Below are 19,014 nucleotides of genomic sequence, written 5' to 3' on the forward strand. Positions count from 1 at the left end.
ACGTACGGCCCGCCCGGGACCATCATCGCGCCCCCGCCACCGCCTCAGTGCGCCGCCTCGTACTCCTCCGCGAACTCCTCGGCGCACTTGTCGCCGCCCTGCGACCGCCACTTGCGGTGGACGTCGTCCCAGGAGGACAGGCTCTTGCGGCCGGAGACGACGGCCGTCACCCCGTCCTCGACGATCTGCTGGAGCGACGCGCCGACCCGGTTGAAGGTCGCCGACTGCAACCCCCAGCGGTCGTTGGGCACGAGCAGCGGCACGACCTTCTTCTCCCAGGCGTGCAGCCGCTTCGTGAGGCCGGCCTGCCCGGGGAAGTACAGCGGCTGCGGGGCGTCCATCAGATACGGGAACGGCAGGTTCGTGCGGGACTCGACGAGGCCGCGCTCCGTGGGGATCGGGTCGCCCGCCTTGTCGAACCGGAAGTGGGTGCCCTCCACTCCGTAGTGCATGAGCTGGTACTCCTTGGAGCCGAACGGCGAGGCCAGCCAGTTCAGGACGCGCAGCATGAGGCGGATGCGCTCCTTGGACGCCTTCTTGACGACGGTGTAGCCGAAGCAGCCGCGGTTCTGCTGGTAGACGGGCGTCGCGCCGGGCACTTCGTAGGGCACGGCGGCGTCCAGGGTGTACGCGTCCTTGATGCCCTGCGCGTTGGAGAGCACCGCGCCCCAGCCGTCCGTCATGGAGCGGACGGTGCCGTTGTAGAACTGCGTCTTCAGGTCGACCTGGGAGATCGAGGTGGCGTCGGAGTTGTAGGCGCCGTCGGCCCGCAGCCGCGCCATGAACTCCAGGGCGGCCTTGAACTCCTCGGTGCCGTACATGGGCGTGATCCGGCCGTCCTTGATCCGCCACTCGTTGGGCGCCCCGTGCCACATGGCGTGGTAGAGGTAGCTGTAGTAGCTGACGGTCGAGGTGCCGAGCATGTGCTTGCCGCCGCCGGAGCCCTCCTTGACCATCGCCCGGAAGTCCGGCGCCGACATGCCGGGCCGGTAGCCCGCCTTGTCGAAGGCCTCACGGTTGATGAACATCGCGCCCTGCACCTTGGCCCGCTCGACCGGCAGCCCGTAGAGCCGCCCCCCGATCCGGCCCATGCCCTCCCAGGCGTACGTGGGGATGCCCGCGAGGTTCGGGTAGTCCTTGACCGCGTCGCCCGACAGGTGCTCCGACAGGTCGGCGCAGCGGGCCTTCACGAACTGCGCCTCGCGCGGCAGGACGTACCCGCCGCCGATGTTGATGAGGTCCGGCAGGTCGTCGCTGTCGCCCGCCATGAGCGTCGCCATCTTCGAGCGGAAGTCCGCGTCCGGCACGACCGTGAACTCGACCTCGACGCCGAGGGCCTCGTTCATCGCCTGCCAGTACTTGTTGGACCCGGCGGGCTTCGGCGGCGTGCCGTACGTGATGGACAGGACGCGGATCCTCTCCTTGCCGGTGCCGGGCTTGCCGTCCGTCGCCGTCACCAGGCGCCGCGGGTAGGAGGTGAAGCCCGCCTGCACGCCCGCGGTGCTGGGCGGGAGGTCGGGCGCCGGGCCCCTGGTCGGGGTGAAGGTGGGCCAAGGGGCCATCTTCTTCCCGGCGTTGGACACGTCACCGCCGCCGCCCGAGCCGGTGGAGCAGCCGGTGAGGACGGCGGGGGCGGCGAGGGCGGCGCCGCCGACGGCGATCGAGCGCAGCAGCGCCCGGCGCCCCATGGGGAGGCGCGAGGAACCCTGGGAACCAGACACGAGGTCAACCTTTCGGCGTGTACGGGGAGGTGGCTCAGCTCTTGATGGCGCCGGTGAGCACGCCCTTGGTGAAGTACTTCTGCAGGAAGGGGTAGACGAGCAGGATCGGCACGGTCGCGATCACGAGGACGGCCATCTGTGTCGTCTGCGGGGCGGAGACCTGGCCCGCCTCGCTCAGGCCGGTGTCGGCGATCTGGGAGCCGCCGATGACGTACGTCCGCAGGACCTGCGACAGCGGCCAGTGGTCGGACTCCAGATAGATCGAGGCATGGAACCAGGCGTTCCAGTAGCTCACCGCGTAGAACAGCGAGACCACCGCGAGCGCCGCCTTCGACAGCGGGAGCACGACCCGCCACAGGATCTGCCAGTCGTTCGCGCCGTCCAGGCGCGCCGCCTCGTACAGCTCCTCGGGAATCCCCTGGAAGAAGCCGCGCAGGACGATCAGATTGAAGACGTTGATGAGCACGGGCGCGATCAGAGCCGTGTACGTGTCCATCAGCCCCATGCCCTTGACCAGCAGGAACGCCGGGATCATGCCGGGCGGGAAGAGGAACGTGAACAGGATGAGGAGCAGCACCGGCTTGCCGCCGAAGACGCCGGGGCGGGCGAGGGCGTAGGCGAGGAAGGTGGTGCAGGCGAGCGAGAAGAGGGTGCCCGCGGCCGTCAGGGCGACGCTCACGCCGAGCGCCTTGGTGACGATGCCGCCGCTGAGGACGGTGCGGTAGGCGCGCAGCGTCGGCTCGCTCGGCCACAGCACCCAGCCGCCGTTGTCGACGACCTCCCGGTTGGACGCGAGCGACGTCGAGACGATCACCAGGAAGGGGATCAGGACGAGGGCGAGGACGACGGCGACCGCCACGCCCTTGGCGGCCTTGGTGAGCGGCCGGGGCCGCTCCATCCAGGCGGGGCGGACGACTTGGGGCGTACGCGGCTTCCGTGGCGCTGTCCTGGGGCTGATGGTGCTGCTCACTTGTAGACCCCCTGCTCGCCGAGCCGGTGTGCGATCCGGTTGGCTGTGAAGACGAGTGCCGCGCCGACGACGCCCTTGAAGAGTCCGGCGGCGGCCGCGTAGCCGGTGTCGCCGCCGACGATGCCCTGCCAGAAGACGAAGGTGTCCAGGACCTCACCGGCCTCCGGGCCCACCGACTGCCGTTGCAGCAGCATCTGTTCGAAGCCGACGGACAGGATGTCGCCGAGCCGCATGATCAGCAGCAGGATCACGATGGGCCGGATGCTGGGCAGCGTGACGTGCCAGAAGCGCCGCCAGGGCCCGGCCCCGTCGATCGCGGCGGCCTCGTAGAGCTGCTCGTTCACCTGCATCAGCGCGGCGAGGAAGATGATCGTGCCCCAGCCCGCGTCCTTCCAGATCACTTCGAGGACGACGAGCGGCTTGTACGCGTCCGGGTTGCCGATGACGTCGACGGTGTGCAGGCCCGCGTCGCTCAGCGTCGTGTTCAACAGGCCCGTGTCGCCGAGGACTTGCTGGAACAGCGCCACCACCACGACCCACGACAGGAAGTGCGGCAGATAGATCACGGACTGTGTGAAGCGGCGCAGCAGGTCCGAGGTCAGGCTGTGCAGCAGGAGCGCGAGGGCGAGCGGCGCGGGGAAGAAGAACACGAGCTGGAGCACCGCGATGAACAGCGTGTTCCAGGTCGCGTGCCAGAAGTCCGGGTCGCCGAACATCCGGCTGAAGTTCTCGGTGCCGACCCAGGGGCTCGCCCACAGGCCGTCGAAGGGGACGTACTCCTTGAACGCCACGGCGTTCGCGATGAACGCGCCGTAGTGGAAGACCAGGAAGTACGCGAGGCCCGGCACCATGAGCAGCACCAGGAGCCGAGTGCGCTGAAACCGTTTCCACTTCTCGCCCCGCCCGCTTTTGCGGGCAATTGCCCCCTTGGTGGGCTCCGTCGGCGGTGTCACCGCCTCGATTTCGGCCCGGTCCTTCGTCACCGCTGACACGGAACCCCCAGTCTTGAACACAGCTGTCGGGACAAGGTGCCGGGAATCTAAAGCGGTTACTGTCCCCGGTCAACCCCCTTCGCAGAGCTGTCCCTTGACGCTGCCTGCCCTCTCTTGACCGCTGTCGCGACAGAGGCTTAGCCTCCTGACTCCTTCCAGTAACCGTTTTCTACGAGAGGTGGCGACGCGTGCCCGATCAGCTGGAGCAGCCGCGGGAAGCCGCGGGACCGGAGCGGCGCAGGCCGGTGGCCGCCCTCGCCATGGGGGCCGACGTCGTGGACCGCGTCCTCGCCCCCGGACTGCGCCAACGCCTGGCCCGCAGCGTCGAGTTGCCGCCCGGCGCGCTCACCGGCGGGCTCACCGGCGCCGACGCCCGCGCGGCGCTCTCCCGGGCCGAGGTCCTCGTCACCGGCTGGGACTGCCCCCGCCTGACCGCCGACGTGCTCGCCCACGCGCCCCGCCTGCGGGCCGTCGTGCACGCCGCGGGATCCGTCAAACCCGTGGTCACCAACGCCCTGTGGGACCGCGGCATCCTCGTCTCCTCCGCCGCCGACGCCAACGCGGGCCCCGTCGTCGCCTACACCCTCGCCGCGATCACCTTCGCCACGAAGGGCGCGCTGCCCGCCGCCGCCCGCTACGCCGAGCGCTGGCCGCCGTTCACCGAACGCACCGGCGCCGACGCCCGCACCATCGGCGTCGTCGGGGCCTCCCGCATCGGCCGCCGCGTCATCGCCGCCCTCAACGCCTCCGACGCCGGACACCGCGTCCTGCTCACCGACCCCTACGTCACCCCCGCCCAGGCCGCCGCCCTCGGCGTCGACCTCGTCGATCTGCCCGACCTCTGCCGGGCCAGCAGCGTCGTCACCCTGCACGCGCCCCAACTCCCCGAGACCCGGGGCCTGCTGAGCGAGCGGATGCTCGCCCTCATCCCCGACGGCGGCGTCGTCGTCAACACCGCGCGCGGCTCCCTCGTCGACACCGAGGCCCTGACCCGCGCCTGCGCCGCAGGCCGCCTCGACGCCTTCCTCGACGTCACCGAGCCCGAACCCCTGCCGCCCGGACACCCCCTCCTCGCCCTCCCTAACGTCCTGGTCACCCCGCACATCGCGGGTGCGCAGGGCAGTGAGGTGCGCAGGCTCGGGGAGTACGCCGTGGCGGAGGTCGAGCGGTACGTGCGGGGGGAGGCACTGCTCGGGCGGCTGCGGCGGGAGGACCTCGTGCGGCTCGCGTGAGGGCCCGCCCGCGGGCGACTGTCAGACCCCCGTGGTGGACTGAATCCCATGACTCAGAAGCTGACTGTGCGCCTCATCGGCCGTGATCTGCCCGGGGCGGAGTGCGGGGACTATCGGGACGTGCACGTGGGGGTGCAGCGCGGCGCGGAGCCCGACCAGCTGGTCCGGGCGGACGCGGCCGAGGCGGTGTTCGAGTTCGAGGTGGCCGTGGTCGCCGCGCCCGACGGCACCCCCGACTTCAAGGGGCCCCATGTCCAGGGCAAGCGGGGCGACCGCTTCTTCTACCTCACCTGGGGCGAGCTGCCCCCCGGCGGTCAGTTCGCGATGTTCCGCCGGGCCAAGCTGTGGTTCGGCGACCTGCCGGAGGCGGCGCTGGAGGCCGGGGCGGCCGTGGGGGAGGTGGGGCTCACGGACGGGGCGGGGATGCCGTTGTGCGCAGGGGTGCGGCCGCCGGGGGTGGGGTGGGGGTGTAGGCCTCGCGGGGGCGCCCCAGATGTGCCGGTAAATATCAGCCCGTCCGGCGCTTGAGGACTAGGCGCGGAGCGCCGATCAGCGGGGTCCAGGGGGCGGCAGCCCCCGGTTTCGGAGAAGGGGCGGGACTGGGGCGCCCCCGCGAGGGCACCCCTACGGCTTCGCGCCCCGCGCCTTCAGCAGGTCGGACATCAGCTTGACCTCGGACTCCTGGGACTCGACCATCCCCTGCGCGAGCCGCCGCTCAACCGGCACATCGCACCGCTCGACACACCCCTGAGCCATGTGGATGCCCCCCTGGTGATGGGCGGTCATCAGCTTCAGGTAGAAGACCTCGGCCTGCTTCCCGTTCAGCTCCCCGAGCCGCTTCATCTGCGCGTTCGTGGCCATGCCCGGCATGAGGGAGCCGTCGCCCGCCGAGGGGGCGCCGGTCATGTCCATCCACTCCATGGGCTCGCCGGGCGGCACCTTCGGCAGCTCCCACAGGTCGAGCCAGCCCAGCATCATGCCGCGCTGGTTGGCCTGGGTCTGCGCGATGTCGTAGGCGAGGCGCCGGATTTCCTTGTTCCGGGTGCGGTCCCGGATGACGTAGGACATCTCGACGGCCTGCTGGTGGTGGACGGCCATGTCCCGGGCGAACCCCGCGTCGGCGGACGTGCTCGACGGCACGCCGTCGGAACCGGCGGCATCAGAGGAGCCCGAGGAGCCGTCGGTGGAGGCGACGGCGGCGGTGATGCCGCCCGCCGCGAGCACCGCCCCGGCGACGGCGCCGATCAGCCAGTCCCTGCGCTTCATCACGTCATCACTGCCCCAGGCCGTTGGTGCAGGCCGCACCGGGCTCGGGGGTCTGCTTGCCCTGGACGTAGGTGGAGAAGAAGGGGTCGATCTGCTTGTCGGCCGCGTCCTTCACCGCCCGCTGGTGCCCCCAGGCGGACAGCAGGATCGGGTCCTTCTGCTTCTTCACGGGGCTCATCAGGGAGTACGGGGTCTTCTTGACCTTGGCTTCCAGCTTCTTCAAGTCGGCGGGCTTCGCCTGGTCGTTGTACGTCACCCAGACCGCGCCGTGCTCCAAGGAGTGCACAGCGTTCTCGTTGGGGACTTCCTTGGTGTAGACGTCGCCGTTGCAGTTCATCCACACCTGGTTGTGGTTGCCGCCGACCGGCGGGGTCACCGGGTAGTTCACCTTGCCGCCGACGTGGGTGCGGCCGAGCTTCTTGGCATCCCAGACCCGCTCGCCGTCGGCGGTCGTGGTGAACTTGGCCACCGCCTTGGCGTCACCCGCCTTGCCGGACTCGTTGTTGTCGTCGTCGGCCTGCGAGATGAGGAAGTAGCCGCCGACGCCGAGCGCGGCGACGATGACCGTGCTCAAGGCGATGGTGAGCACGCTGTTGCGGCGCTCGCGGGCGCGTTCGGCGCGCCGCATCTCCTCTATCCGGGCCTTGCGCTCGGCGCTGCTCGTCTTCTTGGCGGAACCCATGGTGTGTCCTTCTGCGGAAAGCGACGAAGTCGGATGGGTTGAACAAGGGGCGGTGCGTGGAACAAGGGCGGTGCGTGGAACCGGTGGAGCCAAGGGGCGGTGCGGCACAGCTGGGGGCGTTGCGAGTGCGTTGATCGTAGCCTCCGCGTCGGCGGGTGGAGGAGGCGCTCTGTCAAATACTGCACGGGTGGCACGGGCGAGTGCCGCCGCCATCCGGCCGATCCCGGCCATGTGGACCCCGGCCACCCGCTCCGGCCCCCGGCTCCGGCCGCCCCGCCCCGGCCGCCCCGCCGGGCCCCCGGACCCGTCCCGGATACCCCGTGCCGGGGTGAGCGTGCACTATGGGCAAGGAGCAGCCGCAACGCGCACGAAACCGTGTGGTGGGATGCTCGTGTGCCGGGGCGACGTCCCATGGCTTGGGAGCAGCCGGTTCCGACCAGCAAGGATGGGTGGAAGTCGAGATGGACAAGCAGCAGGAGTTCGTGCTCCGCACTCTGGAGGAGCGCGACATCCGGTTCGTGCGCCTGTGGTTCACGGACGTACTCGGCTTCCTGAAGTCGGTCGCGGTCGCTCCCGCCGAGCTTGAACAGGCCTTCGACGAGGGCATCGGCTTCGACGGCTCGGCCATCGAGGGCTTCGCCCGGGTCTACGAGTCCGACATGATCGCCAAGCCCGACCCCGGCACCTTCCAGGTCCTGCCCTGGCGCGCCGAGGCCCCCGGCACGGCCCGGATGTTCTGCGACATCCTGATGCCGGACGGCTCCCCGTCCTTCGCGGACCCCCGTTACGTACTGAAGCGGGCGCTCGCCAAGACCTCCGACCTCGGGTTCACCTTCTACACCCACCCCGAGATCGAGTTCTTCCTGCTCAAGGACAAGCCCCTGGACGGCTCCCGGCCGAGCCCCGCCGACAACTCCGGCTACTTCGACCACACCCCGCAGAACGTGGGCATGGACTTCCGCCGCCAGGCCATCACGATGCTCGAATCCATGGGCATCTCGGTGGAGTTCAGCCACCACGAGGGCGCCCCCGGCCAGCAGGAGATCGACCTGCGCTACGCCGACGCGCTCTCCACGGCCGACAACATCATGACGTTCCGCCTGGTCATGAAGCAGGTGGCGTTGGAGCAGGGGGTCCAGGCGACCTTCATGCCGAAGCCGTTCTCCGAGCACCCCGGCTCCGGCATGCACACGCACCTGTCGCTCTTCGAGGGCGACCGCAACGCCTTCTACGAGTCCGGCGCCGAGTACCAGCTCTCCAAGGTCGGCCGCTCCTTCATCGCGGGCCTGCTGAAGCACGCCGCCGAGATCTCCGCGGTCACCAACCAGTGGGTGAACTCCTACAAGCGCATCTGGGGCGGCTCCGAGCGCACCGCGGGCGCCGGCGGCGAGGCCCCCTCGTACATCTGCTGGGGCCACAACAACCGCTCCGCGCTCATCCGCGTGCCCATGTACAAGCCCGGCAAGACCGGCTCGGCCCGCGTCGAGGTCCGCTCCATCGACTCCGGCGCGAACCCGTACCTGACGTACGCCGTCCTGCTCGCCGCCGGCCTCAAGGGCATCGAGGAGGGCTACGAGCTGCCGCCGGGCGCCGACGACGACGTCTGGGCCCTCTCCGACGCGGAGCGGCGCGCGATGGGGATCGAGCCGCTGCCGCAGAACCTCGGCGAGGCGATTGCCCTCATGGAGCGGTCGGAGCTGGTCGCCGAGACGCTCGGCGAGCACGTGTACGACTTCTTCCTCCGGAACAAGAAGCAGGAGTGGGAGGAGTACCGCTCCGAGGTGACGGCCTTCGAGCTCCGCAAGAACCTGCCGGTGCTGTAAGGGCAGGTCAGAGCGTTTCTCAGCGCATCAAGCCTTCGGGGCCGTCGGTCTAAGACCGACGGCCCCGAAGTGTCGGATTGGAGGCTGGGCCGTCTGTGGGCCGTCGGCGCCTGATCGGGCCGCCGAGGTCGGGCTCATCCGTCACCCGAACGGCACGGGTGCCACCGGGAGCTGTTCACTGTGAGGCCAGGTGAAAGAGCGGTCGGGTTCGAGGTGCGCTTCTCCCCAGTAGATGGCGTGTATGCCGTTCTCCGCATCCGCCGTGAAGAACACGCAGACGAGCTTCGTCGAAGCCCCCAGTTCTTCGAAGGCATCGTGCAGTCCGAGGTACTCCTCCGTCGTGAGGCCGTCATCAAGCTCGAACAGACCTTCCGGTGACTTCGGCCCATGGGCCCGGAACAGCCGACGGCGGGTGGGAGAGACGTTGGCGGGCAACCGGGCACGGTCGAGGGGCTTCAGCCGGTCGGCGTACCTGTACGGGAAGAGGACGTGCTCCTGGATCACCGCGTACTCGAATCCGCGCACATCGCGCACGGACTCGTTCATCTCACGCGCCATGTCCGCGAGATGCTCCCGGACAGCCTGTGCGAGCGTGACCCCGTAGGGGCTCCGCTTCTTCAGCCCGGCCGCGAGGTGCGTGGCATGCGCTGTCGCGTGTGCCTTGGCCAGTTGCCGCGGGACGATGGCAGCGAGCGCGCCGGCCTGTCGCCCGAACCGCCCAACTGCCCAATCGGACGGCTTGGCCCAGTCTCCACCTGACACCGCCATATGACGCGCCCTCCCCCCCCTGAACGTCCACCCATCAACTGTGTGGCAGGCGCACGAGGTGCCCACAAGGGGGCAATTTGGCCACAAGGGCTGGAACTGCTGGCGCTACTGGTGACGGGGCCCTTCGTCTCGAAGCGGCTCGGGGTGGTCGCCTCGCTTGGGCTGCTGTGCCTGTCACCTGCGCTGACGGTCCGCTGATGTTCGCGCTTGTCCGCCGCTGTTCGTCGGCATTGCCAGCAGTGGAAACTCACCCGGTCCGCAAGATCAGTGCGCACGAAAGCTTAGTTCTCCGGGCTTAGGCATGGCTGTACCAGCATCGCAGATGGATGGGGCTGACCTGGGTTCGTCGCGCTGGGCACCTGTCATGTCGGTCGCCGCTGGTCACTGCTGAGCGGCCTTGGACGGCCCAGAGACGGCCCGAAACTCTCAGCCTCCCCACGCCGTGAACAGCTAGGGTCGCGGTCAGTCTCGCCATGGCAGCGGCCGCAAGGGTTCGCGCCGCATTGTCGTCGACGGCACGACCCACCGCTGGCGCCTGCGTTGCCGACCGACTCAGAACCAGGCTGGTTAGAGGCCTAGGGGCGTTTCCTCCCTGCATGGTCGAGACATCAGCCAGTCTCACAACTCCGTCAGTTCTCGTGTTCGACTCGGTCGGCTCCCAGTGTGAGATCGAGCGCGAAGTAGTGCCACGCGGTGGGGTGTGAAGTAACGTGTGAAGTATGGGCGACGGACTGTTTGGAGACTTGCCAGCCATCGAGGTACCGCTTGCGCGGGCCCCTCTGTCGCGCGTCCTGACGCAGGTTCGCTACCCTTCCGTGCCCGAACTCGCACTGCCGGAAGGGCAACATCGGCTCGCGAAAGCCTTGCGAGATTTGTACCCTATTGGGCGCCAAAAAGCTGGCATTAACCTTGTCATTAGCCCGCAGGGCGTGATGCAGCAACCCAGTCAGGGAATGGTTTGGCAGCTCCAGAGTCGAAATAGAGAATGGCAGGTCTCATTTTCCGACTCGTTCATCTCTCTCGAAACCAGCAAATACACCTCTCGCGAGGATTTTTGCGAACGGCTCACTACGGTCCTGAGTGCACTAAGCGACATCGCGGACCCGGTCTTGTGCGACCGCGTCGGAATTCGATACATTAATCAGATCTCGGACGCAGAGGTCTTGAGTGATCTGAATAAATTCGTGCATTCGCACGTTCTAGGTGGATGGGCTCTCGCCCAAGAAACCCAACAGGCGAAATTGACTCAATCAGTAAATGAAAGTCTCTTCGCACGCGGATCAGATAGGCTATTGGTCCGCAGCGGCTGGGTTCCACCTGGTGCCACTGCAGAACCTACTGTTCCGGTTGCCTCTACGGCCACATGGTTGCTGGATCTAGATTCATTTACTGACACGGCGGAGGAATACTCAGTCGAGCGCGTATCAATCAGAGTGCTGAACCTTGCTGGAGCTGCTTATCGCGGCTTTAGGGCGCTTGTGAAGGACGCATTCCTGGAACGCTACGCTTAGGGGGCTAGTCGTGACGGTAATGACGACGTCGACGCGCGATGAGGAAATAAGTGCGCGTTCTGGTGGATATGCCTCAGCCAGCGTAAGGCCAATTTCTGCTACCGCGCTCCTGTTTTGGGGCGTCACGGGAACGACTAACATCGTTCAGAGTCCGCCGGCACGACAAGAAGAGATTGCTTACGTAAGCTTTCAGACCGGCAACGGGGTTGCCACTGGCACGGACGTGGACTCGGCGAAAATCCGTGGCACAGAACTCAAGATTCGTGAATTGCATGACCGCTCTGGCTTGAGCTGGAATCAGGTGGCTCGCCTCTTTGGAGTCAGCAGGCGTGCCGTGCACCTCTGGGCATCCGGAAACCGGATGACGGAGCACCATGCGTACCTCCTCGACCGGCACCTTGCGGTGATCGCCGAGTACGACCAAGGCGAGCCAGAGTCCACACGCGATCACCTGTTGACCTCTCAGGCAGGCGAGACGACTCCATACCGGCTGATGATCGGTTTCGGCCTTCGAACTCAGGAGAAGCCGCTGCGTGCCGAGATGTCGGCCGCTAGTCTGCTACGAGGCACTGATCCAACCCCCGTGCCGCAGACCGAGGTTGTTCGAAGTGGTCGACGGTTGGGTGGGCAAGAGAGTCGGAGCATGGATGGCGAACCAAACAGCCGATGAGGTGCAGAAGGGCGTTATCGAGCAACGCGTAGACGCCGAAACGGCTCGTTGGCGCCAAGGCGATGTTCTGCGCGACATCTATGCTCTACGGCTCGTTGACCTGCGGCGACCGCTGTCCGATGCGACCGATTCTTTTCGTCTTGGGGAATCTATTCCCCTTGCCGTCGAGGACCACGACGCCCCGGAATTTTTGGCACTGGACACTAAAGAGTCACTCGGATATGCGATTGTCTCTCAGACGTGTGATGTTGTTCGCAGCGTGGCAATTCAGCCTTACGTGCAAGTGTGCCCACTAGTCGAGATTCCGGAGTCCCTTGCGCCTTCCGTACGTAAAGGCGAATCAACCACACTCGCATGGCTTCCAGGCATTGGCGAAGGCGTTGCCGTGGACCTCACCCGGATGTTCACCGCAGAAAAAAGCGTTTTGATCGGCAGTGATCCTGTCCATGGCCTATCTGCAGACAGCCAGATTCGCGATTTTGCAGCCATTGTTTCTCGCAGATTCGGCAGATTTGCTTTCCCAGACAACTTCAACAAATCGATTTCCCGTATGCGGAGGAGGCTCCTCGGGAAACACGGGAAAGGTAGCGATGAGGGTTACGCGCTTCGTAAAGTGTTTCAAATCCGCGCGGGAGGCCTGCCCAACTGGAATTCCCGTCAAGTGGAAGTCGTCCTGTATTTCATTCTCTACCCTGATGTGCTACCGGAAGCCGATTTCGTGACTATTCGATGGGACGGCTCCACGCCTTCGCCTGAAGCGCTTCGCGGAATCCAGACTTGTAATGACATTGACGCGCTCGAAAAGTGGCTGGGAGTTTGCAGATACTGGGTATCATTGTGTGAACCCGTGGCGGAAATCAAGTCCTTCACGTTTCAGCTTGCGGATACCGAGAGCTTCACCCTGGAGCAGATTCGGCAAACAGAGCAGCTTGATCTGGAGTACCTCTCTCTTTCAGGAGAGGAATGAGAGGCGTCACGGTGCGCTAAGCACTCAGCTTCACCCAATCCGCTCTTCAACTCCCATCCCGTCCGCCGTCGACCCACACACCGTGGAGCGGGCGTATTTCATGGCGTCCAGGTGGAGCGCGCCACTGTACGAACGACCTGGAAGCCGTGGGCCGCGTCTGCTCGGCTCTGCCTGGGTCGATGGTGGACGGGACGGGAGCGCACCACGCTCGCCACGATGTGCCCGCTGGCCGGGTCGGCGCAGCCGGGGCGGAGCGGGCCGAAGGCAGGAGCGGCGCCCCGAGCGTAGCCGGGAAGCCCGCCCGGCGGGGCCTAGCCGGGTGCTTGATGAGGTAGGGAAGGTCTACCGCGGCGAGCGTTGCACTACACGCCGGTCCACGCCGCGATACATGATGTCCACGGCCTTGCGAGACCGTCTCTCACTGCTCGGCATCAAGTGCGTGTAGACACGGAGTGTGAAGCCGGGGTCGGTGTGTCCCAGGTAGGTACTCAGGGCCTTGATGTTCTCGCCTGCGTCCAGAAGTACAGACGCGTAGAAGTGCCTGAGTGCGTGCATGCCGTGCTGGCGCGCGGCCTGGTGGCGCTCGCCGAGCTTGGGCTCCGGGATGACGCCTGCCGTCACGAGGGCGGGCTTCCAGAAGCGGGTGTTGAAGTCTGTACGCCGGACGGCGCCGTCACCGTCCGGGCGCACGAACAAGAGCCGCTTCGTGACCGGCTGCCCGTCGGGGCGCTGCCACGGCAGCGTCACCTTCACGGGCGAGTGGGCCTCCATGTGTTCCTTGAGTACGTGTGCCACGGAAGCGGCGAGCGGCACGTCTCGTTCCTTCTCCCGCTTGGGAGGGGCGAACACGAGCTTTCCTTCGGACACCTTCACCTGGTAGGCGACGTGCAGCCATCCGGTGTCGAATCCGATTTCGTCGACCGGTAGACCGAAGATCTCGCCCTGCCGAAGGCCACACCCGGCACCCAGGTCGACAGCGGCGCGGTACTGCTCCGGCAGTGCGGCGCGTACGGCGAACGTGCGCTCCATGGTCCACGGGACCACGCGACGATTGTTCGGGCCGGGCGCGCGGACGCTGCTCGACTTGCACGGATTCCGGTGCAGGTGGTCATCCTCCACCGCCGCCGTGAACACGGCGGAGACGCTTGCGAAGATGACCCGGCGGTACGAAGAGGCGGGGATCGCACGTTCCAGCTCGGCGAGCCAGTCGCGGATGTGCTCGGGCTTGAACGAGCCGAGCGGCCGCGACCCCAGATACGGGATGGCATGCCGGCGGATCTGCACGCGGACTGGCTCTCTCGTCGTGGCATCGGTGGTCTGCGTCTTGAGCCACTTCTCGGCGTACTGGCGGAAGGTGGTGCGACCTGCCTTGGGATCGATGTACCGGCCGCTGTCCATATCGGCCATGGTCTTGTTCAGCCACAGCTCAGCCTTGCGCTTCTGCCCGTCGGGGAAGCTCTGAGACTTCTCGGTGCCGTCGGGGCCGACGTAGCGGGCGCGGTAGCGCAGGCCCGTCCCGTGGCGGTCGGTCCTGGTGCGCACAGTTTTCCCGTCGGCGTTGGTTTCGGTCTTGTACCAGCGGTCTTGGATGTGGCCTGCCATGTAGGGCGGAATCCCTTCTGGGCATGGAGCAGGGAGGGCCACGACGTGGCCCTCCCCGCGTGTGCGGTGGGTGAATGTGTCAGGCGGCTGTCTGCTCGGCCTTCTTTCGTTCGGTGACGTAGGCGCGTACATCCGCCGGGTCGTAGCGGAGGTGTTTGCCTACGCGGAAGCCGAGTGGGCCCGTGCGCTTCTTGCGCCACTGGTAGACGGTTTCGAGGGGCACCTCGAACATCTCGGCGATGTCGTCGGGGGTGAGGTACCGGTCCGGGAGGCCGCCCCTGAGGCTGGCTCGGGGGTCGGTCTCGATGGGGGCGGTCGCGCTCACGGCGTCCTCCCGCGAGTTGGAATCACATTGCTCTGAGTCGTGACTCATCGCGACTCAGCGGCGCTCAGAGGGGCCTTGAGTCGCGATGAGTCGCGACTCAGGCGAATGTGGTTCGCACTGGATGAGGCTGATCCCGTTGTACGTGGCGACTTGTCGGCCGTCGGTGTCGCGGGGCCGGTTGCGGTTGAGCTGGGGGACGACGGATAGCAGGTTGCGGCCGAAGACCTGCTTGGTGCCGGGGCGGACTCCGTTGTCCTCGGCCCATTCACGCCAGACCGTCCACAGTGCGTCCACGGGCACGCTGCAGGCCGGGCCAGTGGTGCAGCGTTCGCGGACGAAGGCGCTGGTGGGGGAGGCGGTGTCCTGCATGGTGGTGACGGCCTCGCGGCTGGAGGCGGGTTCGGTGATGCGGCCGGTGCGCTGGAGGCGGGCGAGGCCGTCCAGTGCCCAGTTGAGGATGCCGGGCATTTCCGCGGTCAGCCGGTCGGTGAGGGTGGAGTCTTCCCTGCCGAGCCAGGAGACCCGCATGTTGAGCAGCACGAAGCGTTTGGCGATGACCCCGGAGGAGTCGCCGAAGTGGGGCAGCTCATTGGACAGGATCACTAGGCGGGTGGGCAGTTTGCCGGTCCAGGGCTGGCGGTACTTGCGGTCGATGTCGATGGTGTCCTCGCCGGAGATCGTCAGCAGCCTTTCCACGACCTGGCTGTTGTCGTTGCCGGAGAGCCGCGCGTCGGAGATGACTCCGAGCGGCTTGCCGATCAGGGTCGACAGCCCGAAGTTCGTGCCCAGGCCCGCGAGGGTGGGCCCGGCAAGGTTTTCCTTGCCTACCAGCGCTTTGAGGATGCGGGCGATGGTGCCCTTGCCGGAGCGGGAGGGGCCGACCATGAGGAGGATCTTCTGCTGGTCGGTACGGCCTGAGAGGACGTAGCCGAACCACTCCTGTAGCGCGGCGATGGCGTCGGCGTCGTCGGGCCAGATCTGGCGCAGGAACTGCTCCCAAGTGGGGGAGGTGGCGTGGGGGTCGTAGGTGAAGGGCACAGAGACGAGGTTGAAGAATCCGGGCCCGTGCGGGAGGAGTTCGCGGTCACGGATGCGCAGCAGGCCGTTGTCGCACGCCACGAGCGGCCCGTCCTCGCTGACGTCGCCGTGCTGGCAGTTGATCCATGCGGGTGCGTCGACTTCGGTGGCTAGCAGGGTGATCGCTCCCAGGGCGTCCAGGAGGTTGCTGATCTTCTGTTTGGTGGGTGCCCAGTCGTGCATTTCGGGGTTGCCGTCGCGGTCGGTGCCGCCCTGGTAGGTGGCGTGTTCAAGGCGCGTGTACATGTGGGCGCGGATCTGGTTCTCGTCCAGCTCGCGCCAGCTTGTTCCGGTCCAGCGCATCCAGGAGCCGCGCCAGCGCCGGTACACCAGGTGGCCTTGGTCGTTTTGCCAGTCGGGCAGGAGGCGGCGGGCGACGGCCATGGGGTTGGAGGGCGCGGGCAGTTCCTCGGCGGTCATGCAAGGCCCCTTCCTTCCGTGGTGCGTGCGGGGTGGTTCATGCCGCGGGGGTGGGGTTCAGGCCGTTGGTGACGGCGCGGCGTGCGTAGGGTTCGGGCACGCCGACCGCGACGGCGGCGGCCATGATCTCCTCGGCGAGGGCGTCCAGGCTGCAGGGGCCGGGGCACTGGCTGTGCTGTTTGGCGAGGAAGCGGGCGACTTGGAAGGTCTGTGATCCGGCGCCGGCTTCGGGGTGCGCGTGGATGAGGGCGAGGCCTTGTTCCAGGCCGGTGCGGACGTAGCGCTCGGTATGGCGGCACCCGCTGGCCACCGACCGCTCCCACACCGCCGGGGCGGGGGTGGAAGAGGCCACCGCCCCGCGCGGCGGGGTGGCCTCTTTGCGGACGGCGAGCCTGCGCACGGCATCGGGCAGGGGCGTCATGCGGCCGGTGCCGGGGCCGAGCCAGCGGGCGTAGGCCATGCGGGATTTGATGTCCACACCGGGCCGTACGCCGTGTGCGGAGGGCATGGTGCCGAGGTAGATCCAGTGCTGGCCGCGTGTGGTGGGCACGGTGCGGGTGGGCGGCAGATGGGCTTGGGCCCAGGCGATGGCGTCGGCGTGGTCGAGGTCGACGACGGTGAGGCGGACGCCGGCGGGGTGGTAGGCGACCGCCGTGGCCTGCCTCCATGCGGTGGCCCACGCGATGGAGGCGAGGGTGTCGGGGTTGGTGGTCGCGGCGGCCCATGCGTGGCAGGGGCGCGGGCAGGTACAGGGTCCGGCCTGTTTCATGTTCGGCCGCCCGCCGCACGCGTTCTTGGCGCAGGTGGGGCAGTTGTTGAAGGGGGCTTTGCCCACGCGCAGCGGCAGCACGGGCACGCCCCTGGCTGCGAGCGCCAGTGCGGTGGTCAGGGGACTGGTCGGCTGTGGCCTGTGCTGGTCTCGCGTGGGTGGGGTGGCATGGCGCATGCTGGGGGTTCTCCTGCTCTCGTGGAGGGACGGGAGGACCGGGGCGGGGTGCAGGCTTTGGCGAGACGGCACCCCGCCCCGGGCGTATCTAGAACGGGGGCTGATCGCCCTGCGACGGCGTGCCCGCCCACGACGACGGCGGGGTGGCGCCCGCGGCGGGAGCGGCGTTGGTCCACGCGTCCGCGCCCACACGGGTCGTCGCGGCACCTCGCTGGACGCGTTCGACCCTGGCGGTGGCGAAGCGCAGCGAGGGCCCGATCTCGTCGACTTCGAGGCTGAGCATGGAGCGGTTGTCGCCCTCGGGGGTCTGCCAGTTGTGCTGGCGCAGGCGGCCGTTGTCGATCACGCGGGTGCCCTTGGGGAGGCTGTCGGCAATGTGCTGGGCCAGGTCGCGCCAGGCGGTGCAGCGCAGGAACATCGCGGTGCCGTCCTGCCACTGGCCGCTGGTCTTGTCGTAGGCGCGGGGGGTGGAGGCGACGGTGAACTTCGCCATCGCGGCGCCGTTGGGGGTGAAGCGGAGTTCGGGGTCGTCGGTCAGGTTGCCGATGACGGTGATGGGGGTCTCGCCTGCGGACATGAGGTCACTCGCTTTCGGGGGTGCGGTTGTCGCTGGAGTCGCGGTGGTCGGCGGTGAAGTACAGGCGGGTGCGCTTGCGGTCGCGGGTGGGGTAAGTGCGGGCCGGGCCGGTGTCGAACGCGGCGGCCAGGGCCGCGCTGACACGGTTGCTGTCGAGGGGGTCGCAGATGACACGGATCTCGAAGCTCACGCGGCGTGTTCCTCAGCGGTGGGGCGGTGGTGGTGCCAGGTGGCGAGCTGGTACATCTCCAGGACCTCGATGAGGAGTTCGTCCTCCTCGCCGGTGGGGTCGTCGGGGTCGGTGACCAGCACGCGGGGCGGGCAGGCGAGCCGGGCGTGCACGGACAGGCGGTGGGCGGGGGCGTCGTCGGGGTCGGTGTCCGCGCGCAGCGTCCAGACCTGGCCGGACGCGGCCAGCACCATCGGGTCACCGCGCAGGACGCGCCGGTGGGTGAGCCGTAACGCCACCGGCTCGGGCAGGTGGTCCAGGTCGACGAGTTCCCGGGCGCTGGAGTGGAGGAAGGTATGGGCTTGGTCGGCGCCCACGATCAGAGCGAGGGGTGTCGTGTGGACGGTCATGGCGGGTGTTCCTTCCTGGTCACTTGGTCTTGGGGCGGGTGAGTTTGACGGTGATCCCGCCGACGCCGACCGTGCCGACGGCGCCGCCGATGGCGGTGGCGGTGTGCGCGGCGATGTCGAGCAGCGCGAGGAAGGCGACGACCAGGCCCATGCCGCCGACACCGGCCGCGACGACGACGCTGACGCCGATCAGGCAGGTGCGGGCCGTGCGGCGCTGCGGGGCGGGCACGGTGGGCATGGGCTGGATGAGGATGATCGGCTGGCCGGTGGCTTGTGCGCGGCGGTAGGTGTCGGCGGGGATGTGGGGGGCGAGGATTCCCGGGGTGGGCGGGGGCGGGGCGCGGTGGCGCATGGGCGCCTCCTACTGGTCGGAGAGGGTGTCGGCGATGGACTGGAGGGAGTCGCTGATGTCGGGTCCGGCGTCGGTGGAGGCGAGCAGGAACCCGAACAGCGCGGCCACGAGCGCGCCGCCGACGGCGACCTTGCGGTGGTGCACGAGCAGCGCCAGGACCACCCCGGCGAGCAGGACGAGCGAGATGGTCACGACCATGTCGGGCCTCCCTTCGAGGCCGAAGTGGCGGGCGGTTGGGTGCCGTTGCGGTAGGTGCGGGCCCAGCGGTTGTAGAGCCAGCGGCCGGTGCGGATGCGTTTGCCGGTGGCGTGGCAGCGGCGGCAGTCCTTGCCGCGCTTGAGGCGCCCCTTGCGGTCGGTCTTCATCGCAAAGCCCCATCCGGAGCACTTGCGGCAGTTCCCGAACGGCGAGGCAGCACACACAGCGACATAACAGAGCGTTACGCCTATGAGGAGGGTGATAGCGAGCAGGGCAGGGGTCATCACGAGCCCTTCCAGGCGGGTTTCAGGGGTTTCCGCAGGTGGGTCGCTATCC

The 19,014-nt window shown here is 67.8% G+C and carries 22 protein-coding genes; 6 read left to right on the forward strand and 16 right to left on the reverse strand.

Features of this window, described 5'->3' with window-relative positions; translation table 11 throughout:
* Positions 1-44 precede the first annotated feature (44 nt).
* The 3 genes from ACZ6AA_RS32955 to ACZ6AA_RS32965 form a co-directional block, all read right to left on the reverse strand.
* Positions 45-1,721, reverse strand: a complete 1,677-nt coding sequence (locus ACZ6AA_RS32955; RefSeq protein WP_468480991.1) for an extracellular solute-binding protein — start codon at positions 1,719-1,721, stop codon at positions 45-47.
* Between the two features lie 34 nt (positions 1,722-1,755).
* Positions 1,756-2,619: a carbohydrate ABC transporter permease gene (locus ACZ6AA_RS32960; protein ID WP_471462216.1), complete on the reverse strand. Its 864-nt coding sequence runs from the start codon at positions 2,617-2,619 to the stop codon at positions 1,756-1,758.
* 68 nt (positions 2,620-2,687) lie between these two features.
* Positions 2,688-3,542: an ABC transporter permease gene (locus ACZ6AA_RS32965; RefSeq protein WP_468450133.1), complete on the reverse strand. Its 855-nt coding sequence runs from the start codon at positions 3,540-3,542 to the stop codon at positions 2,688-2,690.
* A 329-nt stretch (positions 3,543-3,871) separates the two neighbouring features.
* Here ACZ6AA_RS32965 and ACZ6AA_RS32970 point away from each other — a divergent pair, with 329 nt between their 5' ends.
* Complete coding sequence (locus ACZ6AA_RS32970; RefSeq protein WP_471462110.1) at positions 3,872-4,915, forward strand: hydroxyacid dehydrogenase; 1,044 nt, start codon at positions 3,872-3,874, stop codon at positions 4,913-4,915.
* A gap of 48 nt (positions 4,916-4,963) precedes the next feature.
* The gene (locus tag ACZ6AA_RS32975) at positions 4,964-5,443 is read left to right on the forward strand and encodes a DUF5990 family protein (RefSeq protein WP_471462112.1); all 480 of its coding nucleotides are present in this window, start codon (positions 4,964-4,966) and stop codon (positions 5,441-5,443) included.
* A 96-nt stretch (positions 5,444-5,539) separates the two neighbouring features.
* On the opposite strand, the gene ACZ6AA_RS32980 is transcribed toward ACZ6AA_RS32975, so the two are convergent.
* Positions 5,540-6,181, reverse strand: a complete 642-nt coding sequence (locus ACZ6AA_RS32980; RefSeq protein WP_471462114.1) for a DUF305 domain-containing protein — start codon at positions 6,179-6,181, stop codon at positions 5,540-5,542.
* Between the two features lie 7 nt (positions 6,182-6,188).
* Entirely contained in the window at positions 6,189-6,863 is a 675-nt protein-coding gene (locus ACZ6AA_RS32985) for a DUF3105 domain-containing protein (protein ID WP_468449354.1), read from the reverse strand.
* 461 nt (positions 6,864-7,324) lie between these two features.
* Here ACZ6AA_RS32985 and ACZ6AA_RS32990 point away from each other — a divergent pair, with 461 nt between their 5' ends.
* A complete protein-coding gene (locus tag ACZ6AA_RS32990) occupies positions 7,325-8,686 on the forward strand; it encodes a glutamine synthetase family protein (protein WP_030363288.1) in 1,362 nt (453 codons plus the stop codon).
* 141 nt (positions 8,687-8,827) lie between these two features.
* On the opposite strand, the gene ACZ6AA_RS32995 is transcribed toward ACZ6AA_RS32990, so the two are convergent.
* Positions 8,828-9,454, reverse strand: coding sequence for a hypothetical protein (locus ACZ6AA_RS32995; protein ID WP_471462116.1), 627 nt, complete (start codon positions 9,452-9,454; stop codon positions 8,828-8,830).
* Positions 9,455-10,173: 719 nt separating this feature from the next.
* Here ACZ6AA_RS32995 and ACZ6AA_RS33000 point away from each other — a divergent pair.
* From ACZ6AA_RS33000 to ACZ6AA_RS33010, 3 genes are read left to right on the forward strand one after another with little or no spacing between them, the layout of a single operon-like run.
* Positions 10,174-10,965 carry a TIGR04255 family protein gene (locus ACZ6AA_RS33000; protein ID WP_471462118.1) on the forward strand — a complete coding sequence of 264 codons (792 nt, stop codon included), beginning with the start codon at positions 10,174-10,176 and terminating at the stop codon, positions 10,963-10,965.
* 10 nt (positions 10,966-10,975) lie between these two features.
* Positions 10,976-11,635, forward strand: a complete 660-nt coding sequence (locus ACZ6AA_RS33005) for a hypothetical protein (protein WP_471462119.1) — start codon at positions 10,976-10,978, stop codon at positions 11,633-11,635.
* Positions 11,613-12,602 (forward strand): hypothetical protein, encoded by a 990-nt coding sequence (locus ACZ6AA_RS33010; protein ID WP_471462120.1) that lies wholly within the window; start codon positions 11,613-11,615, stop codon positions 12,600-12,602. Before ACZ6AA_RS33005 ends, ACZ6AA_RS33010 begins: the two co-directional genes overlap by 23 nt.
* Before the next feature lie 342 nt (positions 12,603-12,944).
* Here ACZ6AA_RS33010 and ACZ6AA_RS33015 read toward each other — a convergent pair whose 3' ends face one another.
* The 10 genes from ACZ6AA_RS33015 to ACZ6AA_RS33060 all read right to left on the reverse strand — a co-directional run bounded on the left by ACZ6AA_RS33015 (position 12,945) and on the right by ACZ6AA_RS33060 (position 18,962).
* Positions 12,945-14,204, reverse strand: coding sequence for a site-specific integrase (locus tag ACZ6AA_RS33015; protein WP_471462122.1), 1,260 nt, complete (start codon positions 14,202-14,204; stop codon positions 12,945-12,947).
* Between the two features lie 79 nt (positions 14,205-14,283).
* A complete protein-coding gene (locus ACZ6AA_RS33020) occupies positions 14,284-14,529 on the reverse strand; it encodes a helix-turn-helix domain-containing protein (protein ID WP_471462123.1) in 246 nt (81 codons plus the stop codon).
* A gap of 54 nt (positions 14,530-14,583) precedes the next feature.
* Positions 14,584-16,026 (reverse strand): DNA primase family protein, encoded by a 1,443-nt coding sequence (locus tag ACZ6AA_RS33025; RefSeq protein ID WP_471462125.1) that lies wholly within the window; start codon positions 16,024-16,026, stop codon positions 14,584-14,586.
* 37 nt (positions 16,027-16,063) lie between these two features.
* Positions 16,064-16,972 (reverse strand): bifunctional DNA primase/polymerase, encoded by a 909-nt coding sequence (locus tag ACZ6AA_RS33030; protein WP_471462126.1) that lies wholly within the window; start codon positions 16,970-16,972, stop codon positions 16,064-16,066.
* 88 nt (positions 16,973-17,060) lie between these two features.
* Entirely contained in the window at positions 17,061-17,549 is a 489-nt protein-coding gene (gene ssb / locus ACZ6AA_RS33035) for a single-stranded DNA-binding protein (protein ID WP_471462128.1), read from the reverse strand.
* A gap of 4 nt (positions 17,550-17,553) precedes the next feature.
* Entirely contained in the window at positions 17,554-17,739 is a 186-nt protein-coding gene (locus tag ACZ6AA_RS33040; RefSeq protein WP_471462130.1) for a hypothetical protein, read from the reverse strand.
* Entirely contained in the window at positions 17,736-18,128 is a 393-nt protein-coding gene (locus tag ACZ6AA_RS33045) for a hypothetical protein (RefSeq protein WP_471462132.1), read from the reverse strand. The genes ACZ6AA_RS33040 and ACZ6AA_RS33045 overlap by 4 nt, the downstream gene beginning before the upstream one ends.
* Positions 18,129-18,147: 19 nt before the next feature.
* Positions 18,148-18,480 carry a hypothetical protein gene (locus ACZ6AA_RS33050; protein WP_471462134.1) on the reverse strand — a complete coding sequence of 111 codons (333 nt, stop codon included), beginning with the start codon at positions 18,478-18,480 and terminating at the stop codon, positions 18,148-18,150.
* Between the two features lie 9 nt (positions 18,481-18,489).
* A complete protein-coding gene (locus tag ACZ6AA_RS33055) occupies positions 18,490-18,678 on the reverse strand; it encodes a hypothetical protein (protein WP_471462136.1) in 189 nt (62 codons plus the stop codon).
* Complete coding sequence (locus ACZ6AA_RS33060) at positions 18,669-18,962, reverse strand: hypothetical protein (RefSeq protein ID WP_471462138.1); 294 nt, start codon at positions 18,960-18,962, stop codon at positions 18,669-18,671. Before ACZ6AA_RS33060 ends, ACZ6AA_RS33055 begins: the two co-directional genes overlap by 10 nt.
* Positions 18,963-19,014: the final 52 nt, after the last annotated feature.

Source organism: Streptomyces sp. NPDC040610 (genome assembly GCF_055594065.1).